This is a genomic window from Xanthomonas albilineans, from assembly GCF_009931595.1.
In the GTDB taxonomy this organism is placed as follows: domain Bacteria; phylum Pseudomonadota; class Gammaproteobacteria; order Xanthomonadales; family Xanthomonadaceae; genus Xanthomonas_A; species Xanthomonas_A albilineans.
Map to the genome: position 1 here is coordinate 1,604,783 of NZ_CP046570.1, position 17,378 is coordinate 1,622,160.

Consider the following 17,378-nt stretch of genomic DNA (forward strand, 5'->3'; position numbering starts at 1 on the left):
GCACACTGTTTGCACTGAGGAGGCGACACTTAATCACGAGAAGAGATACAGCGATGCGTCCGATCCTGTTGCTGATGCTGCTTGCGGCCACGCCCGCCTGGGCCGATGAATTCCAGCCGGTGGAAACGATCCGCGCGGCAGCACTGTCGACCCTAGGTCCAGGGGCTGAAGCTGAGGCGACGCTGGATCCGGCGGTTCGGGTGCCGCTGTGTCCGGTGCCGCTGCAAGCCCTGCCGACCGGTACCACGACGGTAGAAGTGAGTTGTCCGCGCGATGCTGGCTGGCGGCTATTTGTGCCGGTCAAGGTTCGGCGCATGCAGCAGGTATTGGTGTTGGCGCGCGGCCTGACCGCTGGAGAGACCATCGGCGCTGCCGATATCGTCCCTGAGAAGCGTGATGCTGCACGCATCGTCGGGGCCGTGATGACCGACCCGGCAGTGGCGGTGGGCAAGCTGGTCCGGCGGACCTTGCCTGCCGGCACCTTGCTATCGCTCGGCGATTTGGTCTCGCCGCGGTTGGTCCGGCGCGGCGACAATGTGGCGCTGGTGGCACGCAAGGGGGGGCTGGAAGTACGTATGGCCGGCCGAGCTATGAGCGATGCGGGGGAAAATGAGCGGGTGACCGTCGAAAACTTGTCGTCTCGTCGCATTGTTCAGGGAACTGTGTCACAAAATGGAGACGTTTTGGTGACGCGATGACAAATCCCCTAAAGTTCTGGATCGTAACGTCGTTATCACATTCGAACCCGTAGCAGGATCAGCGTGATGAGCCAGAAAATTGAAGGTACTTTATCGACCTCGGCCACACACCGCACGTCGTCTGTCAGAACCAAGAGCGCCTCTGGAGCATCCGAGGAAGGGCAGAGCCGTGAGGTTGGTGCAACAGCCGCTACCGACAGCCTGCGCCTGACCGGCGAAGCTTCCGGACTACAGAACATACAACGCGAACTGGCGGCCGCCCCGGCGGTGGACAAGCAGCGCGTCGAAGCAGTCCGCACTGCGTTGCAGAACGGTAGCTACACGATCAACCCGCAGGCCATTGCCAGCCGGATGATCGATATGGATAGGCAACTCGGCGCATGAACACATCTGTGACCACTCCCTTGCAGGAACTTAGCGACGCGCTCGTCGGTGAACGGCAAGCGTTGTTGGATCACAATGTGGAAGGTCTGATGCAGGCGACCAGTGCCAAATTGGCCGCATTGCGCGCACTGGAAGCGGACGTGCCGGCTGGCGCCGAGGTGGAATTGCGTCTACGCGAGCTGGCCGACGCCAATCGCGCCAACGGCGCGCTACTGGCGCGACGTCGGCGTGAAGTCAATTGGGCACTGCGTCACTTGGGCCGTAGCGAGAGTGCTTCTGCCTATGACGCCAAAGGCCAATCGAGCACGCCGCTCGCGCAGCGTCACCTGGCTATCGCCTGATATCCTCGCGCCCCTTCGTCGGGGGCGCGCGCGCAGCGGCGGCAACGGCGTATATTGAACGTCCGTCGACCACCCGCCGCCCATTGCCGTGAATTTCGTCGATATCGATTCCGCTGCCCCGGTTGTCCTGCCGCCGAGGGAGCAACTGTTTGCGCTAAGCGAACTGTTGTACGAAGGCGTGGTGCTGTTCCGCGCCGATGGTCAATTGGTGTTCGCCAACAGGGCCGCTCGCGGTTATCTATCTGGCGTGGATGCCGGCACGCTGAGCGCGCATCTAGGGCAATGGCTGCCTGGCGATGCGCTGTCGCAGGCGCGTAACAGCGGCCGTTGGAGTGGAAGCTTACCGACCGAGCAACGCGTGGTGCTGGCGCATCTGTATTTTCAGGTCGGCTTCGGTGTCGATGACGGCCATTACCTGATGCTGATCCAGGGTATCGAAGGGCAGCAGGATTACGAGCAGGAATTGCAGCGCCGCCACGACGAATTGCGTCAAGCGTATTTGCGTCTGAACGGCGCGCAGGAAAAGCTGCTGCAGTCGGAGAAAATGGCCTCTATTGGCCAACTTGCCGCTGGCGTCGCCCACGAGATCAACAATCCTATTGGTTACGTCCATTCCAATCTGGGCAGCCTGCAAGAGTATCTACGCAGCCTGTTCACCCTGATCGAAGCATACGAGCGCGCGTTGCGCGCGCCGGAACCGAAGGCGTTGATTCCGGAGATCGACGACATCCGCAACCGCTTCGACATCGACTTCATCAGCCGCGATCTGCCGCAACTAATGGCCGAGTCGCGAGAAGGTATCGAGCGGGTGACAAGCATCGTTCGCGATCTCAAGGATTTTTCGTATTCCGGTCGCGAGGACTCATGGAAGCTTGTGGATTTGCATTCGGGTCTTGAATCCACGATCAACATCATCTGGAACGAGCTCAAGTACAAGGTTATCCTGGAGCGCCACTACGGCAATTTGCCGCTGGTTGAGTGCCTGCCATCGGAGCTCAATCAGGTGTACATGAACCTGTTGCTCAACGCTGGCCAGGCGATCGGGGAGCGTGGCACCATCGTCGTCAGTACCGGTCAGGATGGCGATCAGGTCTGGATCGAGTTCAAGGACTCCGGCGCTGGTATTCCGGCCGATCTATTGCAACGCATCTTCGATCCTTTCTTCACCACCAAGCCGGTCGGCAGTGGTACCGGGCTGGGCCTGTCGATCTCCTACGGCATCGTCAACAAGCATCATGGCCGTATTGACGTGTCCAGCAGTGTCGGTGAAGGTTCGACCTTCAGAATCGTGATTCCGGTGCGTCAGCCCAAGTGATGTCGCTGGGCTCGTCACCTGCGACGTCGATAGCAAGGGCGACATGTACACATGGCGACCGATACTTTCCCTGGGTTTTGCACACCAGTGCCGTCGCTACCTCATAGTTGTCCATCCCTGCGTTGATCGTCGTGTGTGCGGAACGCCTGGCGGATGTGCTCGCGCAGTTCGTCGTCGTTCCAGGGTTTGGTCAGGAAGCGGTAGATCGCTCCTCGGTTGATCGCATCGGTCACGGTAGCGAGGTCGGTGTAGCCGGACAACACCAGGCGGATGGTATCGGGGTAGAGCATCTTGACCCGGCCGAGGAACTCGGTGCCGCTCATGTCGGACATGCGCTGGTCGGACAAGATCACCTGCACGTCGTTGGTGGCAAGCAGATCGAAGGCATCGCGGACGTTACCGGCGGCAAGGATCCGGTAGCCGTCGCGGCGGAACAGCCGGACCAGCGAGCGCAGTACGTTTTCCTCGTCGTCCAGCAACAGCAGTGTGCGGTCTGGTCGAGTTTCGGCGAAGGACTCCGGGCGCAGGTAACGGCGCCGCAACGCCATGCCCGCCGCTTCGGCCGACATCGGTTCACCGAACAGGTAGCCTTGGAAGATGTCGCAGTCGTTGCGCCGCAGGAAACCCAGTTGCGCCTGCGATTCAACGCCGTTTGCGATCACCACCATGCCTAACTGGTGCCCCATGGCGATAATCGCGCGGGCGATCGCCGCCTCGCGGTTGCCGGCAGGTGCGCTCTTGATGAAGCTGCGGTCGATCTTGAGCTTGTCCACCGGATAGCGCACCAGCGCGCTGAGACTGGAATCGCCGGTGCCGAAGTTGTCCAGGCTCAGGCTGATGCCTTCGTGGCACAGGTTGGCCAGGGTCTCGTAGACGAAATTGACGTTGTTGGTCAGCGCGCTTTCGTTGATCTCCAATACCACCATTTGCGGCGGCACGCCGGCGGCTTGCAGCGCCGACATGACTTCGTTGAAGAAGGTCGGCCGCAGCAGTTGCAAAGTGGACACATTGACCGCGATGGTGAAGTCGTCGAAACCCTGGTCGCGCCACAGCCGCGCCTGGCGCAATGCGCCTTCCATCACCCAGGTGCCGATCTGCACGATCACCCCCAGGCGCTCGGCGGTGCGCATGAAGCGCTCGGGGACGAGGATTCCCAGTGTCGGTGACTGCCAGCGCAGCAGCGACTCCATGCCGACCACGCGACCGTCGCGCGCGCTGACCATCGGTTGGTAGCGCAGGCGCAGCTCGCCGTTGGGAATGGCGTCGATGATCTGCCGCGAGATGATGCTTTCGCTGTGCGCGCTGGGCTGGCCGTCGGCGGCATAGAGGCGAACCAGGTTGCCGCCTTCGCGTGCGGCTTGATAGACCGCGTCCTCGGCATAGTCGAGCAGAGTGGACAGACGGGTCGAATGTTCCGGGCACAGGCTCACGCCGATTTTGCCGGTCATGAAGAGTGTGTAGGGCAGCACCGAAAGCGGCAGTTCGATCTGTTGGCGAATTTCCTCGGCGAATGTTTCCGCTGCCGGTACGTCAGCGGTACGCGGCACCGCCATGACCAGTTCGTCGCTGCCGTGGCGCCATAGCAAACCACGGCCACGCAGGTGGGCCTGTAGCCGGTGCGTCAGCAGGGCCAAAGCTTGATCGCCGACCTCCGGATTCATGTTCTCGTTGATCGAGGCGAAGTGGTCGATGTCGATGTGAAGCAGCATCACTCCCGGTCCGCCTGCCAGCGCTTCGGCGATCATTCCGGTCAGCGCCGGGTGTCCGGCACCAAGCCGCGAGGGCAGTTCGTCGTCCGCAGTGTTGGCGGCAGCGGGATTCCACATCGAGTCAAGATCCAAGTGAGGGGGGCGTCGTCGCGGTGGTGTAGGGCAGATACAGTGTCACCCGGGTGCCGGTGCCGGGGGCGGTATCGATTTGCAGGGTACCGCCGGCGCTCTGCGCCCGCTCGCGCATCACGATCAGGCCTAAACCACGCGCTCCGGTCGGATCGAAGCCATCGCCATCATCGACCACCTCTAGGTGCAGCTGACAGTGTTGCTCGTCGCTCAGCGTCATCCGCACCTCACCGGCGCTGGCATGACGCAGTACGTTGGTCAGGCTCTCCTGAGCGATGCGGAAGCAGGCTTGCTCGACCTCACTGCTAGGGCGCTCGGGCAGCATCGCGATCTCCAGATGCAGGCGCACCGCTGAAGCGCGAAACAGCATGCCTGCTTGCCAGCGCAATGCCGCTTCCAGGCCTAGCGCGTCCAGTTGCGGAGGGCGCAGCAGGGTAGACAGGTTGCGCAGTTTGGTGATGCTGCTGTCGGCCAATTGCACGATCTCGGCGAGATCCTCGCGGCGCCGTGCGGCATCGGTTTCGTCCAGTGCGGCATGCGCGGACAGCTTCATGGCGGTAATCGCCTGGCCGATGTCGTCGTGCAGGTCGCGCGAAATCGCGCGGCGCTCATCTTCCTGCAACGAAAAAAGACGCCGTGCCATCGCCTGCAGTTCGCGGTTGCTTTGCGCCAGCGCATCGCGGATGCGCTCGGGCTCACTGAGATCGCGCACAATCAGTAGTTTGCAATCGCGACCGCTGTAGCGGACGTTACCGAACGATAACCCAGCGTGGAACAATGAGTTATCGCGGCGGCGCATGCGCGCAGTGACGCCGGGCTCGCCCTTGGCCCCGACAGTGCCCATCTGCTCGCGTACCTGCGCCAGGCTGGCGCTGTCCACCAGGCTCTGCAATGGTTCGCCTAGTAGGTTCTCGCCATCGTAACCGAACTGCACGGCACAGGCGGCATTGGCGTACATCACATGTTCCTGGTGCAGGATGACCACACCGTCCGGCAGCACCCGCACCAGTTCGCGAAACTGCTCCTCGCGCTCGTGCAGCAGACGCCTGGAGCGTTCGTGTTCGGTTACGTCCTGCAGGGTGCCGCGCACGCAGGCGGCGCTGTGCTCGTCGTTGGCCGACTCGGCACGCAGATGCAACATGCGCGCCTGACCATCGGCTGCCAGCACTGGCAGTAGCATGTCCAGTTGCAGTGGCTTGGTGCCGCACAGATCTTCGATCACGCGCTGGAGGCGCGCCTGCGAGGCGACATCGGTGGGGATCAGTAACTCATCCAGACGATGCTGCCGTACATGCTCCGGTACACCCCGTCCCAGCATGCGGTAGACTTGGTCGGAGTAAGTGCCAAGGCCGCTGGCCCGGTCAAGTTGCCACGACCCAAGGCGCGCGATGGCTTGCGCCTCTTGCAGGTGTTGCAAGGCTTGATCGCGGCGCTGCTGCGCATCGTATTCGGCGCTACGGTCGCTGATGACCACTAGGCGTGCCTGGTGTCCCTGGTAATCCAGGCTGCTGCTGCGGGCCTCGGCCATGCGCTGGCTGCCGTCGCGCATGCACAACGGTTCGGCGACCACGCTGGTCTTGGACGGCGACTGCCGGATCGTCTCGATCACCTCCGCCATGCGCGCGCTGACGCTGGGCGGCCATAACTTTGCTAGTTCCAGCCCGACAAACTCATCGTGGGACCAGCCGAAGAAGGTCAACGCGGCGGGGTTGGCGTCAATGACCCGCAGGCTTTCCAGGTTGTAGACAAGCATGGGGCTGGAATTGGTCTGGAACATCTGCCGGTAACCGGCTTCGGACAGTGCCAGGCGCGCATGTGACTGCATCGCGCCACGGACCAGCGGATGTAGCAAGCGGTATAGGGCAATCGCGGTCAGCGCCAGGAACAGAGCTTCGTTCAGCAACTGTAAGGCAACCAAAGTTGCGGAGTCTTTCACGAAATAGGCGAGTAGCAACTCGCTGGCGATCGACCAGAGCAGGCCCAGCGCAAGGTACAACAGGACGGTGCGCCAGATGCCGCGATTCAACCGTTTTGCCAGGCGTATGCCGGATGGTGCCTGGGCAGGTGGAGAGCTCTCGTGTTGTGATTGCATGCTCCGGCAGCCTGTTGCAGTGATTCGTTTCTGGCGAACATCTTAGCCGTTGATGGACGTTGGGGCCCATCGCCTGCTTCCAGCGCTCAATTAATACTGCTAGGTGCCGCTATCCCCCATGTCCACAGCTATTCTGCGTGGCGAAACGGAGCATCTGGGCGTGGATCAAGGCCTCATTGCAAGCTTGCTGCAGCATCCGCTTACCTCGGCACTTGTCCTGCTGGACGCCGAAGGTAGGCCCCTGGCTGCCAACCAATCAGCGCAGATGCTGGGGTTGCCGCGCACAGTGGAGGCCTATGCCCAGCTCATGCGTGACGTGCGCGAGCGACTGGTCGATGGTGAGAACATGCTGGCCTGTACGCTGCCGGGTACCGCTGGGCGGCGGCTGGACGGTTGGTTGCGCTGCGTGCGCGACGAGAGCGGCGCCCTGCTTGCTTACACCTTGAGCGTTCCCGAGCCGGTCGGTAGCGATGGCACCACGCGCTGGGAGATCGCTCTGGACAGTGCTGACCACGGCCTATGGGACTGGGACATTCCCAGCGACAAGATCTTCCGTTCCGAGCGCTGGAAGCAGATGCTCGGTTACGCTGGCGACGCCCCGGTCCACGGTTTCAACGGCTTGCTGCCGCTCGTACATGGCCAGGACAAGGAACGCCTGCAACAGGCGATCCGTGCCCATTTCGAGGGTCGTACCGCGACCTATATGTGCGAGTTCCGCCTACGCGGGCAGGACGGGCAGTGGCACTGGATCCTGGACCGTGGCCGGATCGTAGCGCGGACCGCCGACGGTCGTCCGCTGCGTATGGTTGGCACGCATACGGATATCCACGAACAAAAGCTGTTGGAGCAGCGTCTGCTTGACCAACAGACCTTGCTGCGTGAGGCGCAGCGCATGACTGGCATGGGAAGTTGGTCCTGGGACCCGCGACATGACCAGTTCTGGTGCTCGCACGAGTTCCAACGTGTCACTGGCTTGAACGAACAGCAGGTGCCGAACAGCCGCGGTTGGCTGCGTCTGCTCAGTCGTGATTCGTCGGCGCAATTGGTCTCGATCTGGCGCCGCATGTTGAGCGATAAAAAACCTGTCAATTTCGATGTGGAACTGCCGTTTGGCAGTCAAGCGCCGTTGCATCTGCGGGTCTGGGCACAGCCGCAATTGGAGGGCGACGGCACCATTCAACGCGTTTTAGGCCAGGTCCAGAACATCACCGAGCAGCGCCAGACCGATGCGCTGATTCGCTGGCGTACCGAACTACTCAACCGTGTCTCGGCGCTAGGCAAGATCGGTGGCTGCGAGATCGAAGTGTCCACCCGGCGGATGCAGTGGACCGAGGAGTGCTATCGCATCCACGGCTTGCGCAAGGAAACCATCGAGCTTGACCAGGCGCTTTCGCTATACACACAAGACTCGCGCGATGCGTTCGAGGCTGCGTTAGCGCGGATCGTCGAAGGTAGTCTTCCGGAGCAGTTGGACCTGTGTTTCCATCGTCCGTCGGGCCAGCGTATCTGGGTGCAGGTCCTGATCGAGCTGGACGAACGCGATGGTCTACCGCCTCGCTTCGTGGTGCTGTTTCGCGACATCACTCACGAACGCGAGGCCAACGAACGCATCGAACTGCTGGCGCACTACGATCTGTTGACCGGACTGCCGAACCGGCAGTTATTGCGCGAACAGTCCGAAAAGGCAATGCACGATGCGATAGAACGAGGCAGTACGTTGGCGATGCTGTTCGTCAATTTGGATGGTTTCAAAAGTATCAATGATTCTTTCGGTCATGCGGCTGGCGATGCCTTGTTGAAGTTGGCCGCATCGCGGATGCACCAGCAACTGCGTACCAGCGACCTGTTGGCTCGCTTAAGCGGTGACGAGTTCGTTCTGGTGTTGCGCGATCTGGCCGAACCCGGTGACGCTGGACACGTCGCCCGCAAGTTGATCACGGCGCTGGCCGAGCCGCTGCCCAATGGCGAGAACGTCATCAAAATAGGTGCCAGCATCGGCATCGCGCTCATGGAAGAGGGACGCCAGGATTTCGATAGCCTGCTGCGTGCAGCCGACGCGGCGATGTATGCGGCCAAGGAATCCGGCCGCAATGCCTGTCACTACTACAGCCAGGACGTGTTGCTACGCGCGCAGCGGCGTCTGGAGATCGAGCACGCGCTGCATGGAGCGCTGGACCGCGAGGAATTCTCGCTGGTGTACCAGCCGCTGGTGCATACGGTAGAGGGGCATCCGCCGGCGATCGAAGCGCTACTGCGTTGGTACCGTCCTGGCCATGGCCATTGCAATCCGGCCGAGTTCATCCCGATCGCGGAAGAGTGCGGGGAGATCGTGCGCCTGGGCGACTGGGTGATCAGCGAGGCTTGCCGCCAGGCAGCAGCCTGGCATGAGGCCGGGCTGAGTTTCGACCGGATCTCGGTCAACGTCTCGGCGATGCAGTTACGTGACCGTGGCTTCGCCGAGCGGGTGATCGAGCTATGCCAGCGCAACGGTTGGTCTCCGAAGCGACTGGAACTGGAACTGACTGAGTCCGCCTTGATCCGCGATAGTGAATCGTTACGGCGCTGCTTCGAACTGTTCGAGCAGGAAGGCATACTGTTGGCGGTGGACGATTTCGGTACCGGATTTTCCAATTTGCACTACCTCAATCGTTTCCCAGTGCAACGGCTCAAGATCGACCGCAGCTTCGTGCAGGACATGTTGCACGACAGCGGTACTGCCAAGGTCACCCAGGCGATCGTGCAACTGGGTCACGCATTGGGGATGCAGGTGGTGGCAGAGGGGGTTGAAACAGTGCAGGAGGATGAGCTGCTGCGCGAACAGGGCTGTGACGAAATCCAGGGCTATCTGCACTCGCGGCCGCTACCGCCGCGTGAACTGGCCGCATGGTTGCGTGCGCGCCAGCATGCCGTATCGGCATCTCAACCGTGCCTGGAGCTGGCGACGCCGTGAATGTACGCCAGCCCTGATCACGGGCTGGACTTGCGGTAGCTGATGGGCTGGCTATACTGCGCCCCCATCGTTCCCGGCCAGAGGCCACTCACCTTGGACAGTCATCCTAGACCGAAGCTGCTGCAGCTGCCGAGCTGACAGGATTGCCATGGTCTGGGTTGTCCCAGATGGGTCCCGTCCGCTCAGGACGGGATCATTCGCTAGCCTCGTTGCGATGCTGGCGCGATTTCCGCAAGACGCAAGCCCGATCCGCGAAGACTCCAAGCGTTGGCCGATGGCATTTCCGCATCCGGAGCCGTCCATGTGCCTGTCATCGCGATCGCTATTGCCCGCTACCACGAGGACGGCTAGTCCGTCTCCACACCTGCGCTGGCTTGCGCTGCGGCGCGCCTCAGCCCAGCGATACAGGCGCGGGCGCGCTGCCGCATGCCGGTCGTCGGTTATCGCGTACGGACTCGCCGAAAGCGGTTGACCCGCAACGTACATTTTTCCCGCTCAGACTGAGCGTTCGGCTGCGCGATCGCGTCAGCGTATTTTTCAATTACCGCGGCTTGTTGCCGCTTTTGCCGGATCTTCCATATGGTTCCATTCGTTCGTGACCGTTCCGCGCCCGGACAGAGCGAGGTACGTCCCGGTGTGTTGCCCAACCTGCACGATCTGACGGTGTTCGCATTGCTGCTGGGTTTGGGGGTGCTGTTGCTGCACGGTGCTGCCGACATGCGCGCGCCGCTGCCGCCGCCCGGCACAACCTCGGTGTCGCTAGACCTGTGGCAACTACCTGAGTATGGCCTGCGCACGACCTTGCGTATGTTTGCGGCAATGGCGGCCTCGTTGTTGTTCACCTTCGTGGTGGCGACTCTGGCAGCCAAGAGCCGACGCGCCGAGCGGGTGATCGTGCCAGCCCTGGACATCCTGCAGTCGGTGCCGGTGCTGGGCTTCCTTACCTTCACCGTGACTTTCTTCCTTGGCCTGTTCCCAGGGCGGCAGATCGGCGCCGAGTTGGCCTCGATCTTCGCCATTTTCACCAGCCAAGCTTGGAATATGGCGTTCTCGTTCTACCAGTCCCTGCGCAATGTGCCGCGCGATCTGGACGAGGTGGCCCGAGGTTTCGGCATGAGCGCCTGGCAGCGGTTCTGGCGGCTGGAAGCGCCCTATGCGACTCCGTCGCTGATCTGGAACATGATGATGTCGATGTCCGGCGGTTGGTTTTTCGTCGTCGCTTCGGAGGCCATCACCGTTGGCGATCACACCCTTGAGCTGCCTGGCATCGGCGCCTATCTGGCACTGGCGATCGGCCAGCGCAACTTCGGCGCGGTCGCTTGGGCGGTCCTGGCGATGGCGGTGCTGATCGCACTGTACGACCAATTGCTGTTCCGCCCCATCGTTGCCTGGTCGGACAAGTTCCGTGCCGAGTTGACCGCCTCGCAGAACAAGCCGCAGTCCTGGTTGTACGACTTGCTTCGGCGCACACGCCTGGTCAAGCGTCTGGCCGCGCCATTGTCCTGGGCCTGGCAGCGCACTTTGCTGCTGCGATGGGCGCCGCGACGAGCGTCGGTGAGCACAGCGGAGGCGTCCCTGGGGCGTGGCGCGGTCTGGGGGGATCGCTTCTGGAGTGTCTCGCTGGCTGCCGCAGGATTGACTGCGGCCTGGTTCGCCTTCGACTACGGCCGCCGCCATCTAAGTCTGCACGATCTGGGCGATGCGTTCTGCGGCGGCCTGGCCACGTTGCTGCGGGTGGTGGTACTGATTGCGCTGGCCAGCCTGGTATGGGTGCCGATTGGGGTCTGGATCGGTCTACGCCCGAAGGTGGCGCAGCGGGTGCAGCCGTTGGCGCAGTTCCTGGCCGCGTTCCCCGCCAACGTCCTATTCCCGTTTGCGGTTTTGGCGATCGTCGCCACTGGCGCCAATCCGAACATCTGGCTGTCGCCACTGATGATATTGGGGACGCAGTGGTACATCCTGTTCAATGTGATTGCCGGCGCCAGTGCTTTTCCCACCGACCTGCGCGAGGCCGCCACCATCTACCGGCTGCGCTCGTGGACATGGTGGCGGCGGGTGATTCTGCCGGGCATTTTCCCGTATTACGTGACTGGCGCGCTGACGGCCTCCGGCGGCTCCTGGAATGCCAGCATCGTGGCCGAACTTGCCAGTTGGGGCGATCGCCATGTGCAGGCCTACGGCCTGGGCTCCTATATCGCTCGTGCCACCGCTGCTGGCGACGGCGCACGGGTTCTGCTCGGCGTGGCGGTGATGTCGCTGTTCGTGAGTATCTTCAATCGTGCGGTGTGGCGGCGGCTATATGTCTTCGCCGAACGCCGCCTGCGTTTCGACTGACCCAGGGAGACCGATCATGAGCTTTTCCGCAAGCGCTCCCGAGCGCGCCCCGCTGGTCCGCGTACAGGGTGTGCGCAAGAGCTACGACAAGGGCGGGGCAACCCCGTTGGTGGTGCTGGAGGACGTCGACCTGACCTTGAACTCTGGGCAGATCGTCGGTCTACTCGGCCGTTCCGGTTCGGGCAAGTCGACCTTACTGCGTGCCATCGCCGGTTTGCTACAGCCTAGCGCTGGCAGCATTGCCTTCCGCGACGCTGCGCCGAATCAAGCGCCGGACGACATTGCGATGGTATTCCAGAGTTTCGCGTTGTTCCCTTGGTTGACCGTACTGCAGAACGTGGAAGTGGGACTGGAGGCGCGTGGGGTGGCGGTCGACGAAAGGCGCCGCCGCTCCTTGGCAGCGATCGACCTGATCGGCCTGGATGGCTACGAAGGCGCTTACCCGAAGGAGTTGTCCGGAGGCATGCGCCAGCGCGTGGGTCTGGCGCGGGCGCTGGTGGTGCGCCCCAAGCTGCTGCTGATGGACGAGCCCTTCTCTGCGCTGGACGTGCTGACAGCCGAAACCTTGCGCACCGACCTGCTGGATCTGTGGTCGGAAGGTCGCATGCCGATCGAATCGATCCTGATGGTGACCCACAACATCGAGGAAGCGGTGTTGATGTGCGACCGTATCGTGATCTTCGGTGCCAATCCGGGGCGAGTGATTGGCGAGATCCAGGTCACGCTGCCACAGCCGCGCAATCGCCTGGCGCCAGCGTTCCGCGCGCTGGTCGACGACATCTACGCGCGCATGACGTCCAGCCCGCAGCGGCCGCATGCGCGCGAGGGCGTGTTCCCCGGTAGCGGCATCGCCATGGTGCTGCCGCGGGTGTCGAGTAATCTTCTGGCTGGCCTGATCGAGGCGGTTGCAGCCGAGCCTTACCATGGCCGCGCCGACTTGCCGCCACTGGCGGCCAGCCTGCAATTGGAAGTCGATGAGCTTTTCCCGATTGCCGAGACCCTGCAATTGTTGCGTTTTGCCGTCTTCGAACAGGGCGATCTGCAGTTGACCCCTGCGGGGCAGCGCTTCGCCGAACTCGGCACCGATGCGCGCAAGCAACTGTTTGCCCAGCACCTAGCGACCTATGTGCCGCTGGCCGCGCACATCCGTCGCGTGCTCGACGAGCGCCCAGCGCACCATGCGCCGGCACGCCGCTTCCGCGACGAACTGGAGGATCACATGTCAGAGGACTACGCGATGGAAACCGTGCAGGCGGTGACCAGCTGGGCGCGCTACGCCGAATATTTCGCCTACGACAAGCAGGCGGACTTGTTCTCGTTGGAAAATCCGACTTGAAGGGGACGCGAATCAGCGACGTCAACGTGACAGCGGCGAGAATCGCTTAGTCGATGTCGTGCAAGACAAAATCGACGATCGGAGCCGGTGTGCCGGCAGCGTCGATGGCGGTTCCGTTCAGTCCCATGTCCCAGGCCAGACTGGCCCATACGCTGTCGGCAATGCAGGCGCCCTGCGGCATGGAGGGGCGTGCTATGCGCATCTGGTACAGCTCGGCCTGGGCCAGTGTTTCCAATCTGCGCAGTATGCTGCCCGTCTGCTGACGCAGTGCCACTGCTGGAGCAACTGCGTCCGGTACCGGTGCGTCCGGTGCCGGGTCGCGCGGATCGCTGCGCTCATCGCAGGACATGACCGCACCTCTGGATAGGGACTGGAAATACATCGGCTAGGCCAAGCGGGTAGGGCATAGACGACACGCCCCGGTAGAGCCGGGGACGTGTCGGTTCATAGCGCGGAAATGGTCACGGCAGGCTCAGAACAATTCCACCGTGCCTGCGCCCATGCTCTGCTGTGCCACCGGCTTGTGCGGTGGGCGCTCCCATTCCGTACGCATATCGCGCAGACGCTTACCGACCCGCTGCAGCGCATCGATCAGTTCGCTGTCGAATACTCCGCCGTTGCGGTGCAACAGTTCCTGGAGGGCCACTGCTTCGCGGTTGATCGCGGCCAGTCGGTCCATGTGGGTATGCACGCCGCCAAGCGCCTGGGTCGCGATGTCCTCGAACTGCAGGGCGCGCACGGCTTCGGCGACACTGCTGTCGATGGCGCGACCGCATTCGGAGATCTCGCGCATGCTGTCGCCGAGGGAGTGATTGATCGCGGCCACGTTATCCAACATCGCCGCTGCCTCGGCACGGGCCTCGCGGGAGCGGTCCATGTCGCGGGAGGCCATGTGCGAGACCGTCTCGCGCACCTTGGCGATCGCATCCTTGGAGCTGTGCGCCAGCTTGCGGATCTGCTCGTTGAAGGTGGTGGAACGCTCGGACAGATTGCGTACCTCGTCGGCCACCACCGCGAAGCCGCGGCCCGCTTCGCCGGCGCGCGCCGCTTCGATGGCCGCGTTCAACGCCAACAGGTTGGTCTGGTCGGCGATCGACTTGACATCCTCCAGCAGGGCGAAGATGCCGTCCAGGTGCTGCGACATGTCGTCGATGTAGTGCACCGTGGTGGTGCTCTGGCCGCTGACTTGTTCCAGCGCTTCCACCAACTGTTCCATGCGCTGGCTGGCATGTTGGGCGAAGCGGGCCACGTCCACCCCTGTACCGCCATCTTCGCCAGTGCGATCCACGATCCGTGCCAGCGCCACGCTCTGCTGACGGGATTTGCGATTCATCGCTTCGAAGCTGTTGCCCAGGCCGCTGACCGCCTGGCGGATCAGTTCGCGGGCACGTTCGATATCGCCGCGTGACCCATCGATCTCATTGCCCACGAAGCTCCGCAGCTCGTTCAGCAACTGATCCTGTTCACGCATGATTTTGGCCTGCTCCGGCGAGCGCCGGCTTTGGCTGTATGCGGTCCAGGCGGCGAAGCCCAACCAACTCAACGTCATCGTGGTGAGAATGGCCCAGCGGACCGGGGCTGGCCAATCGAAGCCGGCAGCGATGGGGAACAGCAGCGTCAGGGCAAGCGGAGCGGCCAGACGGATCAGTAGGCGTGAATACATGGACGTTCTCGGCAAAGTCACGATTGCAGTATCGGCCGCCCCGTCGCGCTCTTTAGGTGCGGCCTCGCGCTGATCGTCGCGCGGTTGTCGGATACGTAACCTAATACGGCCAGCCTGTGGTGGCGTCAGCGTTGACGTTCAGCGCAGTGCCAGGTCCACGGCTTCGCGCATGCGCCGCTTGGCAAGCAGGAAATCCCACAGACTACCGCCCAGCTGTCGCCATAGTACCGCAGAGCGCACTGCGGCCAACAGCAGGGCACGGATCTCCGCGACCACCCCCGCCTGACCCAGATAGTGTGGATTCCCTTGCACCATCACCCGAGGACGTAAGTGACTGATAGTTCCAGCATAGAGCTGGCCCAGTGCTTCGATCACCTCAGGATGTGTGCTGTCGCCATGCTGTTCCAGCAGCAAGGCGGTCCGGGCGATGCCGATGCTGATTTTGGCGTCGGTTTCGGTGTCGCTGACGAGACGGCGCTCCAATTGGATTACCGCCATCGCCAGCCGTGGCAGGACCTCGTCCTGACCCTGGTTGCGAAAGTACTGGTGCAATAAGCGCATGCCAGGCACCAAGTCGCTGCGGTGGCCGTAAACCGCCTCCGCGCTCGGTGCATCGATCCGAAACACGCTGTCGAGCAGAGTGCGCACCAGCGATGCCTCCGAATGGCCGGTTTCGGCGATGCGGCGTACCTGTTGCAGGGCCTGGGCCATGCCTGCCAGCGCCAGCATACGCGTGTCCATGGTGTCGATCATCGGTTGGTGTCCTCGTGTGTTGCAGGCGTCCGCTGCGCCAGGCGGCGCTCCAGCGGGGCATCGGTGGTGGCGATCACGGCTCCGCCCAGGCACTCCTCGCCCTGGTACAGCACCAGAGATTGCCCCGGAGTCACGGCCCGTTGCGGACGCGTGAACTGTACCGTCAGAGTGCCATCATCGCGGATCTCGACCATGCACGGTTCGTCGGCTTGCCGGTAGCGGGTTTGCGCACGACATGCGAAGTGCCGCGCTGGCGGTGCGCCGGCAATCCAATGGGCGCTTTCCGAGCGCAGTTGTGTGGCCATCAGATGGGGGCTGTCGCGGTCCTGGTCGACGTACAGCACATTGCGCGCCACATCCTTGCCGATCACGTACCACGGCGCTGCGGCGCGGCCACGTACGCCACCGATGTTTAGGCCTTCGCGCTGGCCCAGGGTGAAATAGAACACGCCGGGGTGCTCGGCCACGATCTGCTCGTGCGGGTCGCGGATCTCGCCGCGCCGGGCCGGCAGGTAGCGGCTGAGGAATGTGCGGAAGTCGCGTTCGCCGATGAAGCAGATGCCAGTGGAGTCCTTCTTGGCGTGGGTCGGCAAACCCGCCTGGCGGGCGATGCGTCGCACCTGTTCCTTGGGCAGCTCGCCCACGGGAAACAGGGTCGCAGCGAGTTGTGCCTGGCCCAACTGGTGCAGGAAATAGCTTTGGTCCTTGTTGCGATCCAGCCCGCGCAGCAGCCGCCAACGGCGATCGACGAATGCCACCCGCGCGTAGTGGCCGGTCGCGATCCGCTCGGCGCCAAGGTCGCGTGCCGCGTCTAGGAAATGCTTGAACTTGACCTCGCGATTGCATAGTACGTCCGGGTTGGGAGTGCGCCCAGCGGCGTATTCGGCGAGGAAGTGTGCGAATACGCCTTGCCAGTATTCTTTGGAGAAGTCGCGAAAATGGAATGGAATGCCGAGCATTCCGCAGACCGCCACCGCATCGCGTCGGTCTGCTTCGGCGCGGCATGTGGTCGCTTTTGGTTTTCTGTCTTCAGCGATGCTCGCGCTGTCGTGCACATCGCCGTTGCCGTCGTCTGCCCAGTTCTGCATGAACAGCCCAGAAACCGTGTGCCCCTGTTGCACCAGTTGCCAAGCCGCTACCGACGAATCCACCCCCCCGGAGACGCCGACCATGATGCGTGTTGTGCTCATGCCAACTGTCGCACCAAATCTAACGGATAGCGTTGCCCGGCTAGGAAATCGGCCACGGTCTGCCACACCAGCGGGCTGCGCCAGCGCGATCTGGCGCGCTGTAACTCGGCCGGGGTCATCCACAACGCGCGCACGATGCCGGTATCCAGCGGCCGCTGTGGGTTGTGTGCCAGCGGCTCGGCAGCAAAAGCGAAGCGCAGGTAATGGCGGCCATTATCAGCCTTCCATTGGTAGGCGCCGATGAACGCGGTTGGGCGCACCTGCCAGCCGGTTTCTTCCAGTGTCTCGCGCACTGCGGCCTCCACCAAGCTTTCGTCTGGCTCCAGATGACCAGCAGGCTGGTTCAGTACCAACGCGCCGCCAATGGCCTCTTCCACCTGCAGCAGGCGGCCATCGTGCGCCACGATGGTGGCCACGGTCACATCGGGCTGCCAGTGTGACATTGCCAGTGTCATCAGAGCGCGTCCTTGCCGTCGTTGAGTTC

The 17,378-nt window shown here is 62.7% G+C and carries 14 protein-coding genes; 7 read left to right on the forward strand and 7 right to left on the reverse strand.

What is annotated here, in order from left to right; translation table 11 throughout:
* The first annotated feature begins 53 nt into the window (after positions 1-53).
* From flgA to XaFJ1_RS06820, 4 genes are all read left to right on the forward strand, one after another.
* The gene (gene flgA, locus XaFJ1_RS06805) at positions 54-698 is read left to right on the forward strand and encodes a flagellar basal body P-ring formation chaperone FlgA (RefSeq protein WP_045756820.1); all 645 of its coding nucleotides are present in this window, start codon (positions 54-56) and stop codon (positions 696-698) included.
* 66 nt (positions 699-764) lie between these two features.
* The gene (flgM, locus tag XaFJ1_RS06810) at positions 765-1,082 is read left to right on the forward strand and encodes a flagellar biosynthesis anti-sigma factor FlgM (RefSeq protein WP_012915942.1); all 318 of its coding nucleotides are present in this window, start codon (positions 765-767) and stop codon (positions 1,080-1,082) included.
* A complete protein-coding gene (locus XaFJ1_RS06815; protein ID WP_012915943.1) occupies positions 1,079-1,423 on the forward strand; it encodes a flagellar protein FlgN in 345 nt (114 codons plus the stop codon). The genes flgM and XaFJ1_RS06815 overlap by 4 nt, the downstream gene beginning before the upstream one ends.
* A gap of 127 nt (positions 1,424-1,550) precedes the next feature.
* Entirely contained in the window at positions 1,551-2,738 is a 1,188-nt protein-coding gene (locus XaFJ1_RS06820) for an ATP-binding protein (RefSeq protein WP_301272240.1), read from the forward strand.
* A gap of 101 nt (positions 2,739-2,839) precedes the next feature.
* Here XaFJ1_RS06820 and XaFJ1_RS06825 read toward each other — a convergent pair whose 3' ends face one another.
* Together XaFJ1_RS06825 and XaFJ1_RS06830 are read right to left on the reverse strand one after the other, a co-directional pair.
* Positions 2,840-4,564 (reverse strand): EAL domain-containing protein, encoded by a 1,725-nt coding sequence (locus XaFJ1_RS06825; RefSeq protein WP_012915945.1) that lies wholly within the window; start codon positions 4,562-4,564, stop codon positions 2,840-2,842.
* 4 nt (positions 4,565-4,568) lie between these two features.
* The gene (locus XaFJ1_RS06830; RefSeq protein WP_012915946.1) at positions 4,569-6,668 is read right to left on the reverse strand and encodes a PAS domain-containing sensor histidine kinase; all 2,100 of its coding nucleotides are present in this window, start codon (positions 6,666-6,668) and stop codon (positions 4,569-4,571) included.
* Between the two features lie 160 nt (positions 6,669-6,828).
* Here XaFJ1_RS06830 and XaFJ1_RS06835 point away from each other — a divergent pair, with 160 nt between their 5' ends.
* The 3 genes from XaFJ1_RS06835 to XaFJ1_RS06845 all read left to right on the forward strand — a co-directional run bounded on the left by XaFJ1_RS06835 (position 6,829) and on the right by XaFJ1_RS06845 (position 13,288).
* Positions 6,829-9,618, forward strand: coding sequence for a bifunctional diguanylate cyclase/phosphodiesterase (locus XaFJ1_RS06835; protein ID WP_045757251.1), 2,790 nt, complete (start codon positions 6,829-6,831; stop codon positions 9,616-9,618).
* Between the two features lie 579 nt (positions 9,619-10,197).
* Complete coding sequence (locus XaFJ1_RS06840) at positions 10,198-11,952, forward strand: ABC transporter permease (RefSeq protein ID WP_012915948.1); 1,755 nt, start codon at positions 10,198-10,200, stop codon at positions 11,950-11,952.
* A 16-nt stretch (positions 11,953-11,968) separates the two neighbouring features.
* The gene (locus XaFJ1_RS06845) at positions 11,969-13,288 is read left to right on the forward strand and encodes an ABC transporter ATP-binding protein (RefSeq protein ID WP_012915949.1); all 1,320 of its coding nucleotides are present in this window, start codon (positions 11,969-11,971) and stop codon (positions 13,286-13,288) included.
* Positions 13,289-13,334: 46 nt separating this feature from the next.
* Here the strand turns inward: XaFJ1_RS06845 and XaFJ1_RS06850 are convergent, their stop codons facing one another.
* From XaFJ1_RS06850 to XaFJ1_RS06870, 5 genes are all read right to left on the reverse strand, one after another.
* Positions 13,335-13,637 (reverse strand): hypothetical protein, encoded by a 303-nt coding sequence (locus XaFJ1_RS06850; protein ID WP_012915950.1) that lies wholly within the window; start codon positions 13,635-13,637, stop codon positions 13,335-13,337.
* A 123-nt stretch (positions 13,638-13,760) separates the two neighbouring features.
* Positions 13,761-14,951, reverse strand: a complete 1,191-nt coding sequence (locus XaFJ1_RS06855; protein ID WP_012915951.1) for a methyl-accepting chemotaxis protein — start codon at positions 14,949-14,951, stop codon at positions 13,761-13,763.
* Between the two features lie 138 nt (positions 14,952-15,089).
* The gene (gene hflD, locus XaFJ1_RS06860; RefSeq protein WP_012915952.1) at positions 15,090-15,704 is read right to left on the reverse strand and encodes a high frequency lysogenization protein HflD; all 615 of its coding nucleotides are present in this window, start codon (positions 15,702-15,704) and stop codon (positions 15,090-15,092) included.
* Entirely contained in the window at positions 15,701-16,894 is a 1,194-nt protein-coding gene (gene mnmA, locus XaFJ1_RS06865; RefSeq protein WP_012915953.1) for a tRNA 2-thiouridine(34) synthase MnmA, read from the reverse strand. Before mnmA ends, hflD begins: the two co-directional genes overlap by 4 nt.
* Positions 16,891-17,349 carry an NUDIX hydrolase gene (locus XaFJ1_RS06870; RefSeq protein WP_012915954.1) on the reverse strand — a complete coding sequence of 153 codons (459 nt, stop codon included), beginning with the start codon at positions 17,347-17,349 and terminating at the stop codon, positions 16,891-16,893. Before XaFJ1_RS06870 ends, mnmA begins: the two co-directional genes overlap by 4 nt.
* Positions 17,350-17,378 lie beyond the last annotated feature (29 nt).